At 38.1% G+C, this 22,494-nt stretch carries 24 protein-coding genes and 2 other annotated features (1 of these 26 running past the window's edge); of the genes, 23 read left to right on the top strand and 1 reads right to left on the bottom strand.

What is annotated here, in order from left to right; genetic code table 11:
* Positions 1 to 7 (top strand) — a binding site (T-box leader) (it extends 282 nt beyond the left edge of the window).
* Positions 8 to 134: 127 nt separating this feature from the next.
* From ACVWXS_RS16435 to ACVWXS_RS16535, 21 genes are all read left to right on the top strand, one after another.
* Entirely contained in the window at positions 135 to 2,780 is a 2,646-nt protein-coding gene (locus ACVWXS_RS16435; RefSeq protein WP_374965772.1) for a valine--tRNA ligase, read from the top strand.
* A 403-nt stretch (positions 2,781 to 3,183) separates the two neighbouring features.
* Positions 3,184 to 4,473, top strand: a complete 1,290-nt coding sequence (locus ACVWXS_RS16440) for a bifunctional folylpolyglutamate synthase/dihydrofolate synthase (RefSeq protein ID WP_456959127.1) — start codon at positions 3,184 to 3,186, stop codon at positions 4,471 to 4,473.
* A complete protein-coding gene (locus ACVWXS_RS16445) occupies positions 4,473 to 5,726 on the top strand; it encodes a bifunctional folylpolyglutamate synthase/dihydrofolate synthase (protein ID WP_456959129.1) in 1,254 nt (417 codons plus the stop codon). The genes ACVWXS_RS16440 and ACVWXS_RS16445 overlap by 1 nt, the downstream gene beginning before the upstream one ends.
* A gap of 530 nt (positions 5,727 to 6,256) precedes the next feature.
* A complete protein-coding gene (locus tag ACVWXS_RS16450; RefSeq protein ID WP_456959130.1) occupies positions 6,257 to 6,904 on the top strand; it encodes a hypothetical protein in 648 nt (215 codons plus the stop codon).
* A 99-nt stretch (positions 6,905 to 7,003) separates the two neighbouring features.
* Positions 7,004 to 7,597 (top strand): Maf family protein, encoded by a 594-nt coding sequence (locus ACVWXS_RS16455; RefSeq protein WP_456959132.1) that lies wholly within the window; start codon positions 7,004 to 7,006, stop codon positions 7,595 to 7,597.
* 34 nt (positions 7,598 to 7,631) lie between these two features.
* The gene (gene radC, locus ACVWXS_RS16460; protein ID WP_456959162.1) at positions 7,632 to 8,303 is read left to right on the top strand and encodes a RadC family protein; all 672 of its coding nucleotides are present in this window, start codon (positions 7,632 to 7,634) and stop codon (positions 8,301 to 8,303) included.
* A gap of 656 nt (positions 8,304 to 8,959) precedes the next feature.
* Entirely contained in the window at positions 8,960 to 9,979 is a 1,020-nt protein-coding gene (locus tag ACVWXS_RS16465) for a rod shape-determining protein (RefSeq protein WP_068983771.1), read from the top strand.
* Positions 9,980 to 9,992: 13 nt separating this feature from the next.
* A complete protein-coding gene (gene mreC, locus ACVWXS_RS16470) occupies positions 9,993 to 10,907 on the top strand; it encodes a rod shape-determining protein MreC (protein WP_368635781.1) in 915 nt (304 codons plus the stop codon).
* A complete protein-coding gene (gene mreD / locus ACVWXS_RS16475; RefSeq protein ID WP_068983769.1) occupies positions 10,907 to 11,431 on the top strand; it encodes a rod shape-determining protein MreD in 525 nt (174 codons plus the stop codon). The genes mreC and mreD overlap by 1 nt, the downstream gene beginning before the upstream one ends.
* A 27-nt stretch (positions 11,432 to 11,458) precedes the next feature.
* The gene (gene minC, locus ACVWXS_RS16480; protein WP_223553552.1) at positions 11,459 to 12,127 is read left to right on the top strand and encodes a septum site-determining protein MinC; all 669 of its coding nucleotides are present in this window, start codon (positions 11,459 to 11,461) and stop codon (positions 12,125 to 12,127) included.
* A 1-nt stretch (position 12,128) separates the two neighbouring features.
* Positions 12,129 to 12,926 carry a septum site-determining protein MinD gene (gene minD / locus ACVWXS_RS16485; protein ID WP_368635782.1) on the top strand — a complete coding sequence of 266 codons (798 nt, stop codon included), beginning with the start codon at positions 12,129 to 12,131 and terminating at the stop codon, positions 12,924 to 12,926.
* A 94-nt stretch (positions 12,927 to 13,020) separates the two neighbouring features.
* Positions 13,021 to 13,575, top strand: a complete 555-nt coding sequence (locus ACVWXS_RS16490; RefSeq protein WP_368635783.1) for a peptidoglycan DD-metalloendopeptidase family protein — start codon at positions 13,021 to 13,023, stop codon at positions 13,573 to 13,575.
* Positions 13,565 to 14,176 carry a stage IV sporulation protein FB gene (locus tag ACVWXS_RS16495; protein ID WP_456959135.1) on the top strand — a complete coding sequence of 204 codons (612 nt, stop codon included), beginning with the start codon at positions 13,565 to 13,567 and terminating at the stop codon, positions 14,174 to 14,176. The genes ACVWXS_RS16490 and ACVWXS_RS16495 overlap by 11 nt, the downstream gene beginning before the upstream one ends.
* 45 nt (positions 14,177 to 14,221) lie before the next feature.
* Positions 14,222 to 14,297 (top strand) — a sequence feature (ribosomal protein L21 leader region).
* Between the two features lie 14 nt (positions 14,298 to 14,311).
* Positions 14,312 to 14,620, top strand: a complete 309-nt coding sequence (gene rplU / locus ACVWXS_RS16500) for a 50S ribosomal protein L21 (protein ID WP_049667662.1) — start codon at positions 14,312 to 14,314, stop codon at positions 14,618 to 14,620.
* Between the two features lie 16 nt (positions 14,621 to 14,636).
* Positions 14,637 to 14,993: a ribosomal-processing cysteine protease Prp gene (locus ACVWXS_RS16505; RefSeq protein ID WP_368635785.1), complete on the top strand. Its 357-nt coding sequence runs from the start codon at positions 14,637 to 14,639 to the stop codon at positions 14,991 to 14,993.
* Complete coding sequence (gene rpmA, locus ACVWXS_RS16510) at positions 14,990 to 15,289, top strand: 50S ribosomal protein L27 (protein WP_053484817.1); 300 nt, start codon at positions 14,990 to 14,992, stop codon at positions 15,287 to 15,289. Before ACVWXS_RS16505 ends, rpmA begins: the two co-directional genes overlap by 4 nt.
* A 298-nt stretch (positions 15,290 to 15,587) precedes the next feature.
* A complete protein-coding gene (locus ACVWXS_RS16515; RefSeq protein WP_456959137.1) occupies positions 15,588 to 16,115 on the top strand; it encodes a Spo0B domain-containing protein in 528 nt (175 codons plus the stop codon).
* 5 nt (positions 16,116 to 16,120) lie between these two features.
* Positions 16,121 to 17,410 carry a GTPase ObgE gene (obgE, locus tag ACVWXS_RS16520; RefSeq protein ID WP_368635786.1) on the top strand — a complete coding sequence of 430 codons (1,290 nt, stop codon included), beginning with the start codon at positions 16,121 to 16,123 and terminating at the stop codon, positions 17,408 to 17,410.
* Positions 17,411 to 17,434: 24 nt separating this feature from the next.
* Positions 17,435 to 17,890: an ACT domain-containing protein gene (locus ACVWXS_RS16525; protein ID WP_053484814.1), complete on the top strand. Its 456-nt coding sequence runs from the start codon at positions 17,435 to 17,437 to the stop codon at positions 17,888 to 17,890.
* Between the two features lie 412 nt (positions 17,891 to 18,302).
* Entirely contained in the window at positions 18,303 to 19,178 is an 876-nt protein-coding gene (pheA, locus tag ACVWXS_RS16530) for a prephenate dehydratase (protein ID WP_456959139.1), read from the top strand.
* A gap of 24 nt (positions 19,179 to 19,202) precedes the next feature.
* Positions 19,203 to 19,592, top strand: coding sequence for a thiol-disulfide oxidoreductase DCC family protein (locus tag ACVWXS_RS16535; protein WP_456959140.1), 390 nt, complete (start codon positions 19,203 to 19,205; stop codon positions 19,590 to 19,592).
* 293 nt (positions 19,593 to 19,885) lie between these two features.
* Here the strand turns inward: ACVWXS_RS16535 and ACVWXS_RS16540 are convergent, their stop codons facing one another.
* On the bottom strand, positions 19,886 to 20,419 hold the full coding sequence (locus ACVWXS_RS16540) for a transcription repressor NadR (RefSeq protein ID WP_368635788.1): 534 nt from the start codon (positions 20,417 to 20,419) through the stop codon (positions 19,886 to 19,888).
* A gap of 141 nt (positions 20,420 to 20,560) precedes the next feature.
* Here ACVWXS_RS16540 and ACVWXS_RS16545 point away from each other — a divergent pair, with 141 nt between their 5' ends.
* Both ACVWXS_RS16545 and ACVWXS_RS16550 read left to right on the top strand, forming a co-directional pair.
* The gene (locus ACVWXS_RS16545) at positions 20,561 to 21,598 is read left to right on the top strand and encodes a LysM peptidoglycan-binding domain-containing protein (protein ID WP_456959142.1); all 1,038 of its coding nucleotides are present in this window, start codon (positions 20,561 to 20,563) and stop codon (positions 21,596 to 21,598) included.
* Between the two features lie 70 nt (positions 21,599 to 21,668).
* Positions 21,669 to 22,466 (top strand): phosphotransferase, encoded by a 798-nt coding sequence (locus ACVWXS_RS16550; RefSeq protein ID WP_456959143.1) that lies wholly within the window; start codon positions 21,669 to 21,671, stop codon positions 22,464 to 22,466.
* The last annotated feature ends 28 nt before the right edge of the window (positions 22,467 to 22,494 follow it).

Raw genomic sequence — 22,494 nt, forward strand, 5'->3', positions numbered from 1 at the left:
CCTTTTTAGACGTTAGGAGTTTTTTTTATTTTCATTAAATCTTCTGGTCAATGTGCCTCGGTATGAGACATAAAACAGAATGATTGGTACGATCTCACATCGGTAAAACTAATGAATCAACAGGAGGAGTCAAAATGACAGAAAACATCTCAATGCCAACAAAATATGATCCGCTGTCCATTGAAGCGGGTCGTTATGAATGGTGGTTACAAGGGAAATTTTTCGAGGCACAGCCTACGAGTGAAAAGGAACCTTATTCAATCGTTATTCCACCACCGAATGTAACAGGTAAACTACATCTTGGTCATGCTTGGGATACAACATTACAAGATATTTTAATTCGCATGAAGCGCATGCAAGGGTATGATGCACTTTGGTTACCTGGAATGGACCATGCAGGTATAGCGACACAAGCAAAAGTAGAGGCTAAACTGCGTGAAGATAATATTACACGTTATGATTTAGGTCGTGAAAAATTCCTCGAAAAAACATGGGAATGGAAAGAAGAGTACGCTAGTCATATTCGCGACCAATGGGCGAAGCTTGGCCTTGCATTAGATTATTCTCGTGAGCGTTTCACACTTGATCAAGGTCTTTCTGATGCAGTTAAAACCGTGTTCATTCAATTATATGAAAAAGGTTTAATCTATCGTGGTGAACGTATTATTAACTGGGACCCTGCTGCGAAAACAGCGTTATCAGATATTGAAGTTATCTATCACGATGTTCAAGGTGCTTTCTATCACATGAAATACCCATTAGCTGATGGCTCAGGATTTGTGGAAGTAGCGACAACACGCCCTGAAACAATGCTAGGTGACTCGGGAGTAGCAGTTCACCCGAATGATGAGCGTTATCAACACTTAATTGGTAAAACAGTTATTTTACCAATTGTTGGTCGTGAAATCCCTATCGTAGCAGATGACTACGTAGATATGGAATTTGGTACTGGAGTTGTAAAAATGACGCCGGCACATGATCCAAACGACTTTGAGGTTGGGAACCGCCACAACTTAGAACGCATTCTTGTAATGCATGAAGATGGTACAATGAACGAGCTTGCTGGCAAGTATAATGGTATGGACCGTTTTGAATGCCGTAAGCAAATTGTAGCTGATCTACAAGAGGCAGGTGTGCTTATTCGCATTGAAGAACATACCCATTCAGTAGGTCACTCTGAACGTTCTGGAGCTGTTGTAGAGCCATATCTTTCAGCACAATGGTTCGTAAAAATGCAACCACTTGCTGATGCTTCACTTGCGCTTCAACAAGATGAAGAAGGAAAAGTAAACTTCGTACCATCTCGTTTTGAAAACACATATTCTCGCTGGATGGAAAATATCCGTGACTGGTGTATCTCTCGCCAATTATGGTGGGGTCATCAAATCCCAGCATGGTATCACAATGAAACAGGTGAGATTTACGTAGGAAAAGAAGCGCCAGCAGATGCAGAGAATTGGACACAAGATGAAGATGTATTAGATACATGGTTCTCTTCAGCGCTATGGCCATTTTCAACAATGGGTTGGCCAGATGAAGCAAATGAAGAATATAAACGTTACTATCCAACAAGCACACTTGTAACTGGTTATGATATTATTTTCTTCTGGGTATCTCGAATGATTTTCCAAGGTCTTGAATTTACAGGTCAGCGCCCATTCAAAGATGTATTAATTCACGGTTTAGTACGTGATGGTGAAGGACGCAAGATGAGTAAATCACTTGGCAATGGTGTAGACCCTATGGACGTTATTGATCAATATGGTGCCGATTCATTACGTTACTTCTTAGCTACTGGATCATCACCTGGTCAAGATTTACGCTATACAACTGAAAAAGTAGAAGCTGTATGGAACTTCTCTAATAAGATTTGGAATGCCTCTCGTTTCGCTTTAATGAACATGGAAGGTATGACATATGATGAAATTGACTTAACTGGTGAAAAATCAGTTGCCGATAAATGGATTCTAACTCGCCTAAATGAAACAATTGAGCGTGTAACATCACTTGCAGAGCGCTACGAATTTGGTGAAGTTGGCCGCGAGCTGTATAACTTTATTTGGGATGATTTCTGTTCTTGGTATATTGAAATGGCGAAATTACCGTTAAATGGTGAAGATGAAGCAGCTAAGAAAACGACTCGTTCTATTTTAGCTTACGTATTAGACCAAACGATGCGTCTATTACATCCATTAATGCCGTTCATTACGGAAGAAATCTGGCAACACTTACCACATGAAGGTGAATCAATTACAGTGGCAGCGTGGCCAACAGTACGTGCGGATCTTCATTTTACAGAGGAAGCAGACAATATGAAGCTCCTAATGGATATTATACGTTCAGTACGTAATATTCGTGCGGAAGTTAATACACCAATGAGCAAAAAAGTACCGCTATATATTTCAGCAAAAGATGCAGTAACGGTTACAGTACTTGAAGCAAATAAAGCATATTTAGAAAAATTCTGTAATCCAGAGTCACTAACAATTGGAGAAAGTTTAGAGGCCCCTAGTCAGTCTATGACAGCAGTAGTAACTGGAGCGGAGCTATTCCTACCACTTGTTGGACTTATTAACCTAGAAGAAGAAATTGCTCGTCTTGAAAAAGAATTAGAAAAATGGGCAAAAGAAGTGAAGCTTGTTACTGGTAAGTTATCGAATGAGAAATTCGTATCCAAAGCGCCAGAAGCATTAGTTAATGCTGAACGTGAAAAATTAGCTGATTACGAAAGTAAACATGCGATTGTATTAAAGCGTTTAGAAGAACTAAAAAATATGTAAATAGGAAACAGCGGATGATGAAAAGTCATCCGCTGTTTTTTATATGCACCATAAGATATATGTTTTATTAGGGAAAAATATATAGATTTTTATAGAATGGTTAGAATACTGTGTTTTTTTAAAAAAAAGTTCATTATGCCTATTTGTGAATACTATTGTTCACTAATTAATTACCAGTCAATGGAAAAATATCTGAATTTCGTAATTATTATAGCGAAAGGTCTTTTTATCTCGCATTAACGGGCAGTAATGTATCGTATCGAAAGCAAAGAGGCAGGTACAAGACGTTCACCTCAAAATTCAGTGAAATGGTGTAGGTAAACAAGAGTTTTTTCGAAATGTATGTGTATTGGGCATCACTTGTACTAAAATAGAGATATTGTAGTAAGAGGGAGTGTTTCTTTTGTTTAAATCGATGAAAGAATGTACAGATTTTATTTTTACGTTAAAGGCAGTTGATCATAAACGGGCACCTCTCGTATTGATGCGAGAGGTACTGGAGATTCTAGGTAACCCACAGGACAAGCTACGCGCTATTCATTTAGCGGGTTCAAATGGTAAGGGTTCAACAGTGAATGCACTAAGAGAAATGCTACAACATGCTGGCTACAAAGTTGGTGCCTTTACTTCACCTCATTTAGAGTGTGTCAATGAACGAATAACTATTAATGGAACTCAAATTTCTGATGCGCAATTTTTACATTATATGAACAAAGTTTCTACTATTATTGAGACACATTATAAAGGTGAATTTCCAAGCTTTTTTGAAGTCGTAACACTTATTATGTTCCAATACTTGGCGGATGAAGAAGTGGATATTGCACTGATTGAAACAGGACTTGGTGGACGTTTAGATGCTACGAATGTCATTACGCCACTTATTTCAATTATTACAACGATTTCACTAGAACATACTGCGTTTTTAGGAGATACATTAGCAAAGGTAGCGTTTGAAAAGGCAGGAATTATTAAAGAAAGTGTACCAGTTGTTGTCGGGGTTAAAAGTGAAGAGGCACTTACTGTTATCCAGGAGATAGCAAATGAGCAACATGCGCCATGCTTTGTTTTAGGAAAAGATTTTACGGTTGAAAACATTGTGCAAAGTGCTAACATACAGCTCTTTAATTACCAAAAAGCAAATGTGGAGATGGTAGATGTCCCAGTAAAAATGGCCGGGCCACATCAGATAGATAATGCAAGTCTAGCGATTACAGCTATCCTCGTGTTAAGAGAGAATGGAGCAATTGACATTTCAGATGAGTCAATTCGTCAAGCATTGGCGATCGCTCAGTGGGCAGGACGTTTTGAGCAATTATCTGGCAATATAGTACTAGATGGAGCGCATAATTCAGAAGGAACAGCTGCACTAATTCAAACACTTAAAACGGTATATCCACATCAAAATTATCGATTTATATATGCAGCATTGTCAGATAAAGATCATGCGAATAGTATTGCTTTAATGGATAGTATTGCTACATCAATAGCATTTACACAAATTGAACTGCCGAATGCTATGCCTGCTGATAAATTAGCTTCATTATCTACAAATACGAACAAATCGTCTAGTGTGGATTGGCGTGAAATGGTTCAAACAGTGCTACATCAAAGAAATGATGAGGATATTATAGTCATTACAGGTTCATTGTATTTCATAGCTGAAATACGACAATGGCTACAGGGGGAACAATGATGATCCCAAAATTTAATAGCTATAAGGAAAAATGGAATGTTTTGAGCGATGATGTTATTAAACCTGGTCTAACTGCAATTGAAGAGGCATTGTCACGAGTAGGTAATCCAGAGAAAAAATTACGAGTCGTGCATTTTGCAGGGACTAATGGTAAAGGCTCGACTCTTACATTTCTAGAATCAATCGCCAAAGAACATGGCTTACGTGTTGGTAAATTTATGTCTCCTTGTATTTTGGACGTACATGACCAAATTCAAGTAGAGGGCAGGGCAATTACGGAAGCGGAAATGAATCGGGTATTCCAACAAATGCAGGCAGCTGGACTTAGTGGAAAATTAACAGATTTTGAACTTTTAACTGTTGCAACATTTTTACATTTTGTTGCGAGTAATGTAGATATTGCCCTTATTGAAGCAGGTATGGGGGGCTTACTTGATAGTACAAATGTGGTTACACCAATTGTGTCAATCATCCCGAGTATCGCATTAGAGCATACGAATTTTTTAGGAGATACGATTGAAAGTATTGCCCGCCATAAAGCCGGAATTATTAAGCCGGATCGTCCAGTTATTATCGGTGAGTTGCCGTTAGAGGCAAAGAATATAGTTTATCAGGAAGCTAAAAAAATACATTCATCCGTTTTTGAGTTAAATCATCAGTTTTATGTGGAGCAGAGGAATGATGGAGAGAGCTATGTGCATAATGATAATGGCTTCCGTATTACAAAGCTCACACGCACAATGAAGGGAGCACATCAGGCGAATAATATGGCACTTGCTATTACAGCCTTTTTTGAAGTGGCAACCACATTTAGGATACAAGTTAGTAAAGAGGCTATTCAAAAAGCTGTGAAAAACGCAACCATTTTAGGACGCTTTGAAGAAATTTTGCCTTATATTTTTTTAGACGGTGCTCATAATCCAGCAAGTGCTGAGAAATTAATAGAAACGATAAAACATGAGTTCCCAGAAGAGCAGATTTCTTTTGTCATTGGCATTCTTGCTGATAAAGCTGTAAAAGAGATATTGCTTCAGTTTGAGCAGGTAAGTGATTATTTTTACTTTGTTGATTTCAGTAATTCTCGTGCGATGGCTGCTCAAAAAATGCTTGAGCTGTCCAATGCCTCTCATAAAGCAGTGTTAGAAGATTATGTTCAATTTTTACAACGACAGTCAGAAAGTAAGTCGAGAACTATTGTATCGGGTTCGTTGTATTTATTAACTGAAGTACGTAGAAGATTAAAAAGTGTATAATATGTAATTTCTAGTGAAAATCAGGTTCTCATTATAAAGTGAGGCCCTGATTTTCTTTTTTATTATGTGAACGGTAGGGCTTTTTTTGTAGATTAGTTATTCCAAGGTCATTGTGACAAATAGGATTCATTATAATCCTCCTATTACTATTAAAATTCTGATATCCTCTCTCGGATTTCCTCAAGCACTTTTTCTTAATATATTTCTATTTCTTCTATTACATTTTGATTGGAGAGTTTTTCTTGGTGAAAGCTAATGGTTGTTTTGTGACTTGCCCGCTTTTCATTAGAGAGGCTATAAACGGTTTTATCTAGTTTGCGTTTCGCAAAAAAGGGGATTCGATGGTAAAAAATTTGGATACAAAATATTTTATTTTTATGATAAACCTCAAAAACCACTACTAAATCAAAATGAAGTAAATTAGCATTTACACATACTTTTATACATATACTTATATCAAATTGTAGTCATAAACAGTCTTGTCTTTTTATAGATAGGCTTTGATACGTGAAGGAAGAGGTGATGGACGAATGAAAATTGTCAGTCAGGTCATGAAAAAACAAATATTTCGTGCGATGTTTATTGGAGGAGTAGTCGGACTTTTTGGTGTAGCTATTTTTTTAGGTGTTCTTCAAGCGAGCACTCAATTTTCTTTGAAAAATAATGGCAGCGATATAGCCAGTAATAGTAATAATAAAAATACAGACGCAGAAACAATCCCGACAGCAGGTGGAGCAATAGATGGAACTATGTTTTTTGCAAGTCAAGCAGGGGTTTATTCAAATTATGAAAGTGCAAGTTCGTTTGTATCTGAACACCCTTCATTAAAAGAGAGTGCCATTGTCGAGGTTGATGGAAAATTTTACGTTTGGACAAGTATGGTAACCGATGAAAGTCAGCTTGTCTTTTTAAAAGATCCTCCCACATTTAAAAAAGCATTTAGTGTAAGTAGTGACAGCTGTAAGGAGGCAACGATTGCAGAGCTACCATCTGTGCTAGCTGACAAAAAGGCAACAAAATTAAATTTTAAGGATAATTCGAAGGACTCTACACTGCCTGCTGATTGGCAATCTATTGGTGCGGCAGCCTCTTCAATTTCAAACGATATTAGCATCATTCGTTTACATGTTTTTGCCCATTACAAATCGAAAAATACTTGTCTTCAAGTGAAATTTTAAGCATGAAAGATGGCAAAATAAGCATTATCTTGATTTTTTGAAAATTTTCAAAACCTAAATTCTCCGTTATGATAACTAATAAGGAGGAATGGTCAGATAATGTTTAATACAAATCACAAGCTAGTGCTTGCTTCTGCTTCACCTAGACGAAAGGAATTGCTCGCAATGCTATCACTTCCATTTGACATAATCACCAGTGAAGTAGAAGAGACAAGTGTCCATGCAACTACAATGCAAGATTATGTAAAAGGTGTAGCTCTATTAAAAACAAGGGATGTGGCAAAAAAAGCGCCAAATGCAACGATTATAGGAGCAGACACTATTGTTGTTTATGATAATAAGCTACTCCATAAACCAAAAGATCGTGAGGAGGCAATTTCTCACTTATTACGTTTATCAGGCAAGCAACATGCGGTCATGACAGCTGTTGCCATTATTGATCCTGACGGTAATGAAACAACATTTGTCGAGGAGACAAATGTTGTCTTTCATCATTTATCGCAGGAGCTGATCGAAGCATATGTAGATTCGGGAGACCCATTTGATAAAGCAGGTGGTTATGGCATTCAAACTGCTGGTACACTTTTAGTTAAGCGAATTGAAGGAGATTATAACAATGTTGTCGGCTTACCACTTGCAGCGTTGTTTACGCATTTGGTAGGTCTCGATATTATCCAATTTGCGAAGGAGTGAGGCTTTTTTGCCAAATGATGTTTTACCAAGAATGATGATACGAGACGTTAATATACAGGATCGACCTCGTGAAAGACTACTGCGACAAGGGGCAATGAGTTTATCGAATCAGGAGCTACTGGCCATTTTACTAAGGACAGGCACTAAAGAAGAGTCTGTACTTGTACTTGCAAATCGCATACTAAGTGTTTTTGAGCGTTTACATTATTTAAAACATGCAACTATAGAAGAAATGGTTGCGATTAAAGGGATTGGTGAGGTTAAAGCCATTCAAATATTAGCAGCTATTGAACTTGGTAGACGTCTTGCTCAGAAACAAAGCGATGAAAAATATACGATACGCTCACCGCAAGATGCCGCCGCCTATTTAATGCCTGATATGACCTCACTGAATCAAGAACATTTTGTAGTTCTTTTTTTAAATATAAAAAATCAAATTATTCATAGGCAGACGATTTTTATAGGCAGTCTAAATGCTTCAATCGTCCATCCTAGGGAGATATATCGCGAGGCTGTAAAGAGATCTGCGGCTTCTATAATTTGTGCGCATAATCATCCTAGCGGCGTGCCGACACCCAGTGAAGAGGATATTGAAGTGACGAAACGAATTTTAGAGGCTGGATATATTATGGGCATTGATTTGATTGATCATCTCATCATCGGTGATCATCAATTTATTAGTTTGAAAGAAAAAGGATATTTTTAACTCTGCAATGTATTTTGCAGAGTTTTTTTATGACTTAATCAATATATTAATAAAAATAGCTGGTTCTATGAAAAGTAAGGGTATTCGCAGGAACATTCAAAAGAAACGGATAGAACACCAAAAAGAGAGAACGTGGAATTTTTTTTGAAATCCATCGCGTTGTTCGCGACTTAACATTTGGTGTTGCTTCAAATCTCTTCGTTACTTTAAAAATAAATATTTTTGTATTTTTTTGCGAAAAACTAAAATGAAAGCGAACCTTTTTTTAAATAAAACGTTATTGTACTCGTAGAAATGTCTATAATATTCACAAAAATTGGTAGCCTAATACACGTTGTCTTACAAGAATAAAAATTATATGCTAATCTATACGTACTATTTTTAGTTTAGGAGGGAATTAAAATAGTATCTTTTCCGCGAGAAGAGCATGTGGCACTATAAATTCTTGCGTTTATCCGTTATAATGAACGGTATGATTTTATCTTTATTCAGAAGAAGCCTCTCACTTCAACAGGTGTGAGATGATTGAGTGTGTAGTTTTTTCAGTAGGTGTTGAACATCGATTGAATGAAGATAAAGCCTCTGTGTGTAATTACGCGCAGGAGTGTAGATGATGTCAACGAAAGTATGGCTTAAATAGAAAGGGAGTACACAAATTGTTTGGATTAGGAAGTAAAGATGTCGGGATTGACCTCGGCACAGCGAATACATTAGTGTTTATTAAAGGGAAGGGAATCGTTTTACGCGAACCTTCAGTCGTAGCAAAAAATACAAAAACTGGAGATATCGTTGCAGTTGGTAATGATGCCAAAAATATGATTGGTCGTACACCTGGTTCAATCGTAGCAATCCGTCCTATGAAAGATGGCGTTATTGCTGACTTTGATATTACTACAGCAATGATAGGATACTATTTAAAAGAAGCTTGCAAAAATTCTGGTGGGAATTGGAAAAAGCCGAATGTTATGATTTGTGTGCCTTACGGTATTACATCAGTTGAACAACGTGCGGTTATTGATGCTGCTCGCCAAGCAGGAGCTAAAGAAGCATTTACAATTGAAGAGCCATTTGCAGCAGCAATCGGTTCTAACTTACCAGTTTGGGATCCAACAGGGTCAATGGTCGTTGATATCGGTGGTGGTACAACAGAGGTAGCTGTTATATCATTAGGTGGTATTGTAACAAGTGAATCCGTGCGTGTTGGTGGGGATGCAATGGACCAATCCATCATTTCGTATATTCGTAAAACATATAATTTAACAATTGGTGAACGTACTGCAGAAGCAGTGAAAATGGAAATTGGTACAGCGTTGGCTGAGGGTCCGGAAAGTAGAATGGACATTAGAGGACGCGATCTTTTAACAGGTTTACCTAAAACAATCGAAATTTCTTCACAAGAAATCTCTGAATCTTTACGTGAAGCGGTATCATCAATTATTGATGGCGTTCGCAAAACACTTGAACAAACACCTCCTGAATTATCTGCAGACGTAATGGAACGCGGAATTGTTTTAACAGGTGGTGGTGCGCTATTAACAAATTTAGACAAAGTTATTAGCCAAGAAACGAATATGCCAGTATTTATCGCAGAAGATCCACTGGACTGTGTTGCTATTGGTACAGGTAAGGCTCTAGAACATATTGATTTAATCCGTTCACAACAAGTTAAAGGGTAAGGAGGTTTAGGCAATGCCACATTTTTTTTTCAATAAGAAATTAATTTTGCTGCTTGTAGGCATGGTTTTTCTTGTGGCATTGATTAGCTTCTCATTACGTGATCGGACGAATGCAACTTTACCAGAGCAAATTATTAAAGATACTGTCGGCGTCGCACAATCTATTGTTGCGAAGCCGGCGAATTATATTGCAGGTGTTTTTAATAATATTGATTCCCTCTTAAACACGTACGAAGAAAATAAACGTTTAAAAGCACGCTTAGAAGAATTTGCAGCTGTACAAGCTGAGGCAACGGAATTAAAATCAGATAATGAAAAGCTTCGTGAGCTTCTCGACAAATCAGAGAGCTTAAAAGAATTTAATCCAATTCATGCCACAGTTATTGCTAGAAATCCTGACCAGTGGGAAGAAAAAATTATTTTAGATAAAGGTTCTTCACACGGTGTAGAAAAAAATATGGCAGTTATGACAGCGAAAGGGTTAGTCGGTAAAGTTACAGTAGTGACACCTTTCACCTCTGAGGTAGAGCTTTTATATACAAGTAATCCAAACTATCGTGTTTCTGCGATGGTTTTAGGAGATACAGAAGCATACGGTTTAATTGAGGGCTTTGATAAAGAACGTAATGAACTTATTATGAAGCGAATCGATTCAAGTTTACCAGTTAAAAAAGGTCAGCAAGTAGTTTCATCAGGACTTGGGGGTATTTTCCCAAAGAATGTGCCAATCGGAGAAATTACTGAAGTAAGTACAGATGATTTTGGCTTAACAAAAATGGCCTATGTAAAACCATCTGCGGATTTTTCAATTTTAGACTATGTTGTTATTGCTAAACGCTCCTCTACTGTGATAGATGGATCTGATGGTAGTGCAACGAACGAGGATTTAACACATCCACCAGAGGCGAGTGAAGAGGAGGAAAAATAATGGTTCGATTTCTCATCCCCTCTGTGGCGGTTTTACTATTTTTACTAGAACCAGAGTTTGCTATGCTTTCACCCATTGAAATCAAAGGGCAAATCTATTATTTAGTGCCAAGATTTTTAATCTTATATTTAATATTTATTTCCATCTATTATAGCCGTCAGCGAGCGGTAATGTATGGACTTTTTTTTGGTGTCTTGTATGATGTCTTTTACATTGATATTATTGGATTATATTCAGTACTGTTTCCGCTTATTTGTTTTTTAGCAGGGTCTATTGTGAAAATTATTCATCAGCACTTAGTTGTGACAACGACGATTTCAGTTGTTTTAGTAGCGATTTTAGAATTTATACTCTATCAATTCTTCTATCTTATCGACTTTACATCGATCCCATTATCGGATTTCTTACGTTCACGACTACTACCAACGATCATTGCTAATGCACTATTTTTAATGATTCTTGGTTGGGCCTTCAAATATCTAATTAATGCGCGTGTCTTACAGAGAGCACGTGAAGTTTCTTAACAAAGAGCAACGTGGGGTGAGGCATTCATGAAAAAACAGTTGGTTAATATGAAGGGAACAAAGGATGGATTTGTTCTTCATTTAGACGATCAATGCGCGTATGTCGATTTAGTAGAAGAGCTTAAAAAGAAAGTGTCAGAAAGCGGTATCGATAGCAAAGTAGATGTACAATTATATTTAGGCTATCGATACTGTTCTGATGAACAAATAAAAGAGCTTATTAAAATTGTTCAAGAAACAGAGCAATTAATCGTTTCAAAGGTGCAAAGTGAAGTACTGACTGTCCATGAGAGCGACCAGAAGAGGATTGAAAGTCAACAAGATACATATTTAGGTGTGGTCAGATCAGGTCAAATTCTGCGTTCGCCAGGCGATATTATTATCGTCGGGAATGTCAATCCGAATGGACGTGTAGAAGCTGGTGGCAATGTGTATGTCCTAGGTAAACTCAAAGGGATTGCACATGCTGGGGTTCATGGTAATAAAGAAGCGATTATTGCAGCATCTCGCCTTGAAGCTACACATATCATGATTGCTGATCAGGTTCAGGTAATGTCAGACGAACATGTAAAAGCAAAAAATCAGGAAGAGATGACTTGTGCATTTATCGGCTATGATGGGCGCATTACGTATGATCAAATTCACGCGTTAAAAAATATTCGACCATTGTTAAATGTGTCTAAGGGAGGAAGCTAGTGTGGGAGAAGCAATCGTCATAACTTCAGGTAAAGGCGGTGTCGGAAAAACAACGACCGCGGCTAACCTTGGAACTGCATTGGCTCTACAAGGTAAAAAAATATGTTTAGTAGATACTGATATTGGTCTACGTAATTTAGACGTAATTTTAGGCCTTGAGAATCGTATTATTTATGATTTAGTAGATGTTATTGAAGGGCGCTGTAAGATTCATCAAGCGTTAATAAAAGATAAACGTGTGGATGAGAAACTATTTTTATTACCTGCTGCTCAAACAACAGATAAAAATGCTGTTAATCCTGAGCAAATGAAGAGCTTAGTAGAGGAATTAAAACGAGACTATGATTATGTCTTAATAGACTGTCCAGCAGGCATTGAACAAGGCTATCGTAATGCTGTTGCTGGTGCAGATCATGCAATTGTCGTAACAACACCAGAAATCTCTGCTGTGCGTGATGCAGATCGAATTATTGGCTTGCTTGAACAGGAAGAAATCACTGCTCCTAAACTAATTATTAACCGCATTCGCCAACATATGATGAGAAGCGGCGATACTTTGGATGTGAATGAAATTACAACACATTTATCTATCGATCTATTAGGGATAATTGTAGATAGTGAAGGGGTTATTTCGTCTTCTAATAAAGGTGAACCTGTAGTAATGGATCCAACTAACAAAGCCTCTCTAGGCTATCGTAATATTGCCCGTCGAATACTTGGGGAATCTGTGCCACTTATGGCAATTGAAGATGAACATAGAGGTGTATTCTCAAAACTTAAAGCGTTATTTTCAAGATGATCTTAAACCTTTTCGTGCATTTGTACGAGAAGGTTTTTTTCTTGTGCATGAATGGACATGCAGCCTCATATAGTGTGAAAAAAAGGATGAGGGCTTGTTTAAGAAATGGAAATGGTTGGTCACGATATTACTTGTGGCTGCAATTATGCTTGTAATTCGTTTAGAGGATCAAGGTATATTGGAAACACCTGTGCGAAAACTTGTTACAACATCAGCAGATTTAACTTATTTAAGCGAGCTCGGACAAAGCTGGCTAAATAAAGAGGAGGAAACAATTTTAGTATCAAGTGATGTTGGGCAAACTGAACTATTAACATTTGCCGACGCGCAAGTTTTTAATGAAGGCTTTTTATTGCAGTATGATGCTGGTCTTCCAGTGTATGCTGGGCAGAATGGTCTTGTTGTTTTCACTGGTCATACAAAATATACTGGTAAAACAATGACGATTAGCTATGATGATGGCACAACAGTTTCCTATGGTATGCTTGATAGTTTAGCGCAACTGCCATATACAACAGTACAGGCAAATGATTTAATCGGCATGAAAGAGGCGGGACAACTCTATATCTCGATTGAAAAGGATAAGACATCTTATAGTTTAGAGCAGGTTGTACAGTGGCTTGAAACAGCGGCGTCCAATGAAAATTAAACTGCATCTTCTATGTATCCCTTTCGTATTTATAATGATTTTTAGTGGTCAAATTGCTTATTATGCTATTATTTTATCTTCGTTACTATGGCATGAAGTCGGTCATTTGTTAGCTGCAATGATTTGTGGTGTTAAGGTGAAATCATGCGTTATCACACCTTATGGAGGGGAAATAGAATTTGAAAATCCAGCGGTTGTGCCAGCTACGTCACTCCTTTGGATTGCCTTAGGGGGACCAATCGCTACAATAATAGGGATTGGCCTTGCTTTTTTTATGCCTGAACTACTTGCTGCAAAGCTCATCGATGTACAACTTGTGCTATTAGCAATCAATGTATTACCGATTATTCCATTGGACGGCGGCAGAATATTTTTAGCGTCTTTATTTTTAGTCTTTCCAAGTGTTCGGGTATTTGAATATTACTACTGGCTTTCTCTTACAATTGCGACTATACTACTCATGATAACTTCATATTACCTCCCACAATCTATTTTTTTAGCAATTCTATGTTTATTTATATGGCTTCAAGCGTTAAAAGAATGGAATTATCGAAAATATCGTTTAGCATTTGAGAAATATGTAATGAATAGATTGACTTAAAATAAATCGTGTGGTAATATCTTAATGTTATTGTTTGTAGCACCTGTGCTACTGCAACCGCACTGGAAAGGTTAAAGTATCCTATGATCACCTTTATAAACAGGCGAGTCTGAGTCTATGAGGAGGTGCAGTAAAATGTACGCAATTATTGAAACTGGTGGTAAACAAATCAAAGTAGAAGCTGGTCAAGAAATCTATATTGAAAAATTAGGTGTAGAAGCTGACGAGGTTGTAACTTTCGATAAAGTTTTATTCGTTGGTGGCGAAAACGTTAAAGTTGGAGCTCCATTAGTAGAAGGCGCTACTGTAACAGCTAAAGTTGTTAAAGAAGGCCGTGCGAAAAAAATCGTTGTTTTCAAATTGAAAGCTAAAAAGAACTACCGTCGTAAACAAGGTCACCGTCAACCTTACACAAAATTAGTTGTTGAAGCGATCAACGCTTAATTGTGAGGTGTAACGAATGATACAAGTTACGATTCATCACGATGAAAATAGACATGTGTCCGCATTCGAATTTTCAGGACATGCTGAATACGATGAATCTGGTAAGGATTTAGTATGTGCAGGAGCATCTACCATTGCCATAGGTACGGTGAATGCTATTTATGCACTATTACAATTACAGCCAGAAGTCGAACAAGCTGCTGAAGGTGGAGGCTACCTTAAGGTAGGTTTACCATCAGATATAGAGCCTGAGATTGATGCAAAACTACAGTTAATTGTCCAAGTAATGACTGCCCAAGTGTATTCTATGGTGCAAAATTACGGACAATACATCCAAATCAACTACAACCAAGTAGGAGGTGGAACACGATGAAATTATTATTAGCATTAGACCTTCAACTTTTCGCATCTAAAAAAGGGGTAGGTTCTACTAAAAACGGACGTGACTCTGAGTCAAAACGACTTGGTGCTAAACGTGCTGATGGCCAATTCGTAACTGGTGGTTCAATTCTTTACCGTCAACGCGGTACAAAAATTTACCCAGGTACAAACGTAGGTCGTGGTGGTGACGATACACTATTTGCTAAAGTTGACGGCGTTGTTAAATTCGAACGCTTAGGTCGCGATCGCAAACAAGTATCTGTTTACCCAGCATCACAAGAAGCTTAATCTTTAAAAAAGATAAACATAAAGCGTAGGACTGCATTTATTGCAGTCCTTTTTTTGGCTAAATTTCAACTACTTTCAGCGGGCGTCCAAACATCCGCTGAAATATGGAACTCAGTCTAAGAACGCCACGTCCTGTGGCATTACCGAAATGACCGACATCGTGTCGGCCCTCGTGTAGGCCTAAGCACAAAGCCGATTCCGGACGCAATTATGCCGAGGCATAATTGATAAAGATTTAAGGGAAAAATACAGCAAAACTTGTTATACTAGTAAGGATAACTTTATTGGAGTGAATGGGATGAACAATCAATCACTAACCATTAGTGAAGTATTACGTTTTGCAAATCATGATTATGTGAATCAGCTCCAGCTTATTCGCATGAATTTAGATTTAGGTAGAATTGATGAATCAAAAAAACTTATTCAAAATTATTCGGAACAATTACAAGCACTTTCTATCCTTAATCGTCTACAATTACCGCAAACAATCGAGTGGCTGCAAACAGCAGGCTGGCGCTATCAATCATTACCAATGAAACTTAGCGGTGATATAAAAAAGCCCGTCACAAATAATATTGATACGGAAATTGTAGATTACTTAAACAAAACAGTTATGCATGTTTATGATACATTAGATCCATTTACAGAGCAGAGCTTAGCGCTCGATGTACGTGTTGACGATCATACATTTGCCGTGACATTCACGCTAAATGGGCTATGGAGTGCTGATGCATTCACCGAAAAAGGTTTGAAACAATTAGACATTCAAACAATTGAACAGACGAATACGTGCTGGCAATATGTATTGAATGCAAATAGGGAGTGAACTAAATGTTTGTCGATCACGTTAAGATTTATGTAAAAGGTGGCGACGGTGGTGACGGAATGGTTGCCTTCCGCCGAGAAAAATATGTACCGAATGGTGGTCCAGCCGGTGGTGACGGTGGACATGGTGGTAACGTAGTATTTCAAGTTGAAGAGGGTTTACGAACATTAATGGATTTTCGCTATAAACGCCACTTCAAGGCTGACCGTGGTGAGCATGGTATGAGTAAAGGAATGCATGGTAAACGTGCAGAGGATTTAATCGTTAAAGTACCACCAGGCACAGTCGTAATGAACGAAGAAACAGGGGCTGTTATTGCCGATTTAGTCGAGCATGGTCAACAAGCGATTATCGCAAAATCTGGCCGAGGTGGCCGAGGAAATTCACGCTTCGCAACACCGGCAAATCCAGCTCCAGAACTTTCTGAAAAAGGTGAGCCAGGACAAGAATTAAATGTTATATTAGAGTTAAAAGTTTTAGCGGATGTGGGACTAGTAGGTTTCCCAAGTGTTGGTAAATCAACGCTTCTATCTGTTGTTTCTGCTGCTAAGCCAAAAATTGGTGCTTATCATTTCACAACGATTGTTCCAAATTTAGGGATGATTGAAACGGATGATCATCGTAGCTTTGCGATGGCAGATTTACCTGGACTTATTGAAGGAGCTCATGAAGGAGTGGGTTTAGGCCATCAGTTTTTACGACATATCGAGCGTACACGTGTTATTGTCCATGTAATTGATATGTCTGGGATGGAAGGTCGAGATCCATACGAGGATTATTTAACGATTAATGAAGAGTTAAAACAATATAATCTTCGTTTAACAGAGCGTCCGCAAATTATTGTGGCAAATAAAATGGATATGCCAGAAGCAGAAGAAAACTTAGAGGAATTCCGCAAAAAAGTGGGAGAAGACATTCAAATTTTCCCGATTTCAGCAATTTCACGTCAAGGCTTAAAAGAGTTACTATTTGCCATTGCTGATTTACTGGAAGTAACGCCTGAATTCCCTCTATACGATGATTTAGAAGAGCAATCAGATGCAACGGTAATGTATAAACATGAAGGAAAAGGTGAAGATTTCGAAATTACTCGTGATGATGATGGTACATTTATCATTAGTGGTTACGCAATTGAACGCCTATTTAAAATGACTGACTTTAGCCGTGAAGATGGTATTCGCCGTTTTGCTCGTCAATTGCGTGCAATGGGCGTGGATGAAGCACTACGCGAACGTGGCGCACAAGATGGCGATATAGTTCGTCTGCAAGAGTTTGAATTTGAATTTGTCGATTAAGACAAGAGTTTTAGGGGGAAGCGTATGAAGAATGTTGCGAATCAGCGATATTATTTAGTTCGTGAAGATGTTTTAACGGATGCTATGCAAAAAACTTTGGAGGCGAAACACTTACTTTCAAGTGGTTCGGTATCTTCCATATGGGATGCGGTAAAGCAGGTGGATTTATCGCGTAGTGCGTTTTACAAATATCGTGATGCTGTATTTCCTTTTCACTCAATTGTGCAGGAACGCATTTTAACAGTCTTTTTACAGCTTCAGGACCGTAAAGGAACACTTGCAAAGCTATTAGAAACAGTGACAATTACGCATTGCAATGTACTGACTATCCATCAAACTATACCGATTCAAGGACGTGCAAATGTTACGTTGTCATTAGATGTAACTAGTATGACATGTGAACTTGATGATTTAATACAACAACTCAAGCGTTTAGATTTTGTAGAGTCAGCGGAAGTAATTAGTTCTGGTGCATTGTAGATATTAAATAATTAAAACCATAATTTCTAAGCAAGCTTGAATTTTTGACCAAGCTAAACAGCCGTGTTTGATTTGCAGATTGAATTCAACTATAAAAGCACTAGCAAATATGTTATGAAGCTCAAAAAGGAGCAGTCCCACATGATGTAATACTGTCTGATGGGACAGCTCCTTATTCTATAACTAAAGAGAAAAAACGTCGTTGTATAGAACAAGCAAAGAGACGGACATTCATAAAGGGTCGGACAGTCGCCGATACGTGTTGAGAAACTTCGCACTTACCTAACATTCAATGTAGTACCTTGAAAAGAATTTTCTAAAAAATAGGAATGTTGAATTTTTACGCGAGTGTTACACACGGTAAATTAAACTCAAACTTTATACTACAATTGTAGTGAGGGAGGTAAAAATCATGACAAAAGAACAATGGGAAAAACGAATTGGCTATTTAGGGCCGGAAGCATCATTTACATACTTAGCAACTAAAGCCACCTTTCCAACTGAGTGGCTTGTCCCTTGTGCTACAATTCCAGAATGTATAGAGGCTGTAGCAAAGGGGAAGGTAGATTTAGCAGTTGTACCACTGGAAAATGCTTTAGAAGGCTCTGTCCCTTTAACGCTCGATTATTTATTTCATGAGGCAACACTATATGTAACAGGAGAGCTTCAGTTGAAAATACAGCAGCATTTAATGGTCAATCAAGAGCAGAAGAACAATTGGGAATCGATTAATGGAGTTTACTCACATCCACATGCGCTAGCACAATGTCATAAATACTTATTTTATCGATTCAGCCATGTTCCGTTACAACAAACAACATCAACAGCAGCAGCGGCAAAATATGTATCCGAAAATCCAAGCGAATGTATTGCGGCAGTTGGTAATGCAGCGGCTGCAGAAAAATATGGCTTAGAAATTGTTCAAGATAATATTCATGATTTCCATTTTAACCATACTCGTTTTTTCGTATTATCTAAGCAAAACATACGATTACCGCAAGAATTATCGGATGGACAGGCAAAAACAACTTTTATGATAACATTGCCAACGGACCGTTCAGGGGCATTACATCAAGTACTATCAGTATTTGCATGGCGACAGCTAAATTTAAGTAAAATCGAATCACGTCCATTAAAAACGGGCTTAGGTGATTATTTCTTTATGATTGATGTATTGGCAGATGAAAAGGAGCCTATGATGCGTGGGGCCATGGAAGAACTAGCTGCACTTGGTTGCAAGGTGAAGTCACTTGGTACATACTTTACATATCTAACGTCAGAAGAGTAATCAAAGTGGCTAGGAGGAATCATTGTGGGCGGCATTATTTTGTTTGACGGAGTATGCAATTTTTGTGACAGTAGTGTGCAATTTATTATCAAACATGATCAGGGAGCCTATTTTCACTTTGCATCGATCCAAAGTGATGCAGGGCAAGCATTACTTGCACAATACGAAGTACCAGAAAATATAGATAGTGTCATATTATTTGAGCATGGGAAGGCGTATTTTGAATCCACAGCTGCACTTAAAATCTGTCGGAGATTAGATAGTTTCTGGCCTGTCTGCTATGTTTTCATCCTGATCCCATCATGTATACGAAATAGGATGTATCGAATATTTGCAAAAAATCGGTATCGCCTTTTCGGTCAAAAAGAAATGTGCTTATTGCCAACACCTTCACAGCGTAAAAGGTTTCTCTAACTTTGAAGCTATCCAATAAAAGTGGATAGCCTTTTTTTTGTTACTATGTTGCTAATATATTTCCGTTTTAACTGATTGTAGCGTAGGGCTACTCGAGTGCTTCTGTTGCTTCGCTGTCGTCGCTGAGCAAAGCTTCCCGCGGGTAAAGTCGCCCGTAGCGGAAATAAGCCTCTTCGAATTAATTCTGTATAAAAATGGTTAATCAATACACCTGATAGTAAATCATTTAAATTCATATAAATAGAAAGCTGCTAGCCTTTGTGAAAGCCAGCAGCTAAGTAAAGATTGTTAAATTATTGATCAACTACTAAATAACCTTTTTTTTGTAATGTAAGCTCAATTAAATCTAAAATTTCAACAGAAGGCGCAGAAATAACATGGAGATGTGTACCACCCGTTAGTTCGGATAAGTAACTTGCCTGTGTATCAGTAACACGTTGAATAAATTTTTTCACTTCATGACGGTTAGAGACCATAATAGATGCAGTAATTTCTCCGTAAATAGGATGTTCTACAATAACATTTTTTACTGTACCACCACAATCAACTATTGTTATAAGTTCATCTTCTGCATCCTCTGAGGTATGGAAGCAAGGGATTGTACGTTCAACAGTTTGATGTAATTGTTCCTGATGCATATAAAGATATCCTTGGCTAGTTGCAATAATAGGTTCATTTCTAGCCTTTAATAATGTCATATCATTGACAATGACTTGTCTAGAAACGTTAGCAAATTTCGCCAAGTCAGTCCCTGTAATAGGTGTGGTGCTTTTTTTTAGCTGTGCGAGAAGTTGCAGTCGGCGTTCTTCGCCTAACATTTTTTTCATAAGAGATCACCTCTGCCTGTAATAAAGGAAGCCGTTTTCCTTAAAACTAGTGTACCATGAAGCCTTTGCAACATGCGTGAAATTTTTGTATCCAAATGAAACATTGAACATATGATACGAAGAGAGGAAGGGAGGAAAAAATTGCGTATTCATATTGTTCAAAAGGGAGATACGTTGTGGAAGATTGCAAAAGAGTATGGTATTTCATTTGAAGATTTAAAACGACTCAATGCCCATCTTGCCAACCCAGATTATATAGTACCGGGCATGGAAATTATTTTGCCTGAAAAAATAAACAAAGAACCGTATAGGGAAGGACACAAGGAAAGACCTATGCATAAGGAGTCACCTACAAGGCCTGTTAAAGAAAGTATCAAAAAAGAGATACAAAGACCGATGCCACCACCTATTGTTGTACCACCACCACCGATGCCAGAACCACAGATGATCCCAATTCCGTATCCAATGCCAATGCCTCAGCAACCGACGTTTGTACCACAGCCTGTAGAGCTTAATTGGCATCAACAAGTAGTCATGCCACAAGTAGAACAAACTCAAATGGTTATACCGCCATCAGTTCAAATTCAACCACCACCGCCTGTAGCACAACCGGAACTACCTCCACAACCAATGCCACAACCGATTTATATCATGCCACAAATGCCACAACCAATGCCACAAATGCCAGTAGTGCCTCATTGTGTAAGCTGTCATCAGCCGATGCATCATCAGCCGATGCATCATCATATGTGGTGTCATATGCCGATGCCAATGCCGATGCCAATGCCAATGCCAATGCCGATGCCAATGCCAATGCCGATGGAACAACAAGTAGAAGCATATACGATGCCGGAGCAACCATCATGTGAGCCATGCAGTAAAGTTGCTGGAATGCCGGATTTCTTAGAATCTAGTACATCTCCATTCTTCCCTATGAAGCCCGGATATGAGCCTATGCAGGAGATGGAAATGAAGCAGTCCTGTGGCTGTAATGCACAACCAATCATGATGCCAAATTGGAAAATGGACGCATGTCACTGTCAACCGCCATGTCCACCACCGTGCCCACCGCCATGTCCAATGCCATATCCATCACAGTGCCCAACGCCGTATTCTTCAACAGGGCCATGGATGTCACCGCACATGTACCCAGGCGGGATGACGCCTTATCGATGGTAAAAAAGCATATATCATTGAAGAAATAAAACCTAATATTTGGAAGTATAAATATCAATCTAATAATTATTTTGTGAAACGTGCAAAGCAGTTAGAAATAGCAGATAAGGTGAGGGTTATCCATCGACAGCTTGGACGACTTGAACCCTCACTGATTTTACCTTTAATGAAAAGTGATGATGAGTACTTAATCGTGCAAGTTTGGCAAGAAGGAAGTCATAGTGCAAATTTTGCACATAAAAAAGATCGGATGGAATCACTTAAGTTATTAAATACCTTACATGATACACATAAGAAAATTGCTTGGCAGCGGATGCCGGGCTTGCATACCTATTCACAGCTTTTAAAATGGCAAATGCGTCATATGCGTTTTAAGAGCAGGCGGAATGAATTTCGTGCTTTTTTAACGAAAGAAGAAATCGATCAAATTTTACACTATAGTGAGAAGTCGTTACAGTTAATCGCACTGGAGGATGTACCTGAAAAAGAAATAACGCTTTTACATGGAGATGTCGTACATCATAATTTTTTATGGTGCTCAGATGGGGAATTGCGATTAATTGATTTTGATTTAGCTCATCTTGGAGAAGCGGATGATGAATATATTTTATGGTTACATCGTGTACTGCCAGCTGTAGATTATGACCTTAGTAAAGTATTTGCAGAGTTACCGGAGCTGAACCGATTAGACAAAAGAAAGCTACATCGTTTAAAATATCCAAATGAGCTTTTACGTGAATGGCTTTTTGCAGTGGATTTACCATTAGATCAACAGCTAGTGTTTTTAGATTATTTAGTGCCGTTTACAAAACGTGCCCTCACATATTGGCCAAAACTGTGGTACGATATTGATAGAATGATGAAGAAATGACCGTCTTTTGGCGGTCATTTTTGTGTGT

It is taken from the genome of Lysinibacillus sp. TE18511, from assembly GCF_054062295.1.

Coding starts and splice junctions, on each gene's coding strand:
- ACVWXS_RS16435 (WP_374965772.1), top strand. CDS start 135: ATGACAGAAAACATCTCAATGCCAACAAAATATGATCCGCTGTCCATT.
- ACVWXS_RS16445 (WP_456959129.1), top strand. CDS start 4,473: ATGATCCCAAAATTTAATAGCTATAAGGAAAAATGGAATGTTTTGAGC.
- ACVWXS_RS16450 (WP_456959130.1), top strand. CDS start 6,257: ATGAAAATTGTCAGTCAGGTCATGAAAAAACAAATATTTCGTGCGATG.
- ACVWXS_RS16455 (WP_456959132.1), top strand. CDS start 7,004: ATGTTTAATACAAATCACAAGCTAGTGCTTGCTTCTGCTTCACCTAGA.
- radC (WP_456959162.1), top strand. CDS start 7,632: ATGATACGAGACGTTAATATACAGGATCGACCTCGTGAAAGACTACTG.
- mreC (WP_368635781.1), top strand. CDS start 9,993: ATGCCACATTTTTTTTTCAATAAGAAATTAATTTTGCTGCTTGTAGGC.
- mreD (WP_068983769.1), top strand. CDS start 10,907: ATGGTTCGATTTCTCATCCCCTCTGTGGCGGTTTTACTATTTTTACTA.
- minC (WP_223553552.1), top strand. CDS start 11,459: ATGAAAAAACAGTTGGTTAATATGAAGGGAACAAAGGATGGATTTGTT.
- ACVWXS_RS16495 (WP_456959135.1), top strand. CDS start 13,565: ATGAAAATTAAACTGCATCTTCTATGTATCCCTTTCGTATTTATAATG.
- rplU (WP_049667662.1), top strand. CDS start 14,312: ATGTACGCAATTATTGAAACTGGTGGTAAACAAATCAAAGTAGAAGCT.
- ACVWXS_RS16505 (WP_368635785.1), top strand. CDS start 14,637: ATGATACAAGTTACGATTCATCACGATGAAAATAGACATGTGTCCGCA.
- rpmA (WP_053484817.1), top strand. CDS start 14,990: ATGAAATTATTATTAGCATTAGACCTTCAACTTTTCGCATCTAAAAAA.
- ACVWXS_RS16515 (WP_456959137.1), top strand. CDS start 15,588: ATGAACAATCAATCACTAACCATTAGTGAAGTATTACGTTTTGCAAAT.
- obgE (WP_368635786.1), top strand. CDS start 16,121: ATGTTTGTCGATCACGTTAAGATTTATGTAAAAGGTGGCGACGGTGGT.
- ACVWXS_RS16525 (WP_053484814.1), top strand. CDS start 17,435: ATGAAGAATGTTGCGAATCAGCGATATTATTTAGTTCGTGAAGATGTT.
- pheA (WP_456959139.1), top strand. CDS start 18,303: ATGACAAAAGAACAATGGGAAAAACGAATTGGCTATTTAGGGCCGGAA.
- ACVWXS_RS16540 (WP_368635788.1), bottom strand. CDS start 20,419: ATGAAAAAAATGTTAGGCGAAGAACGCCGACTGCAACTTCTCGCACAG.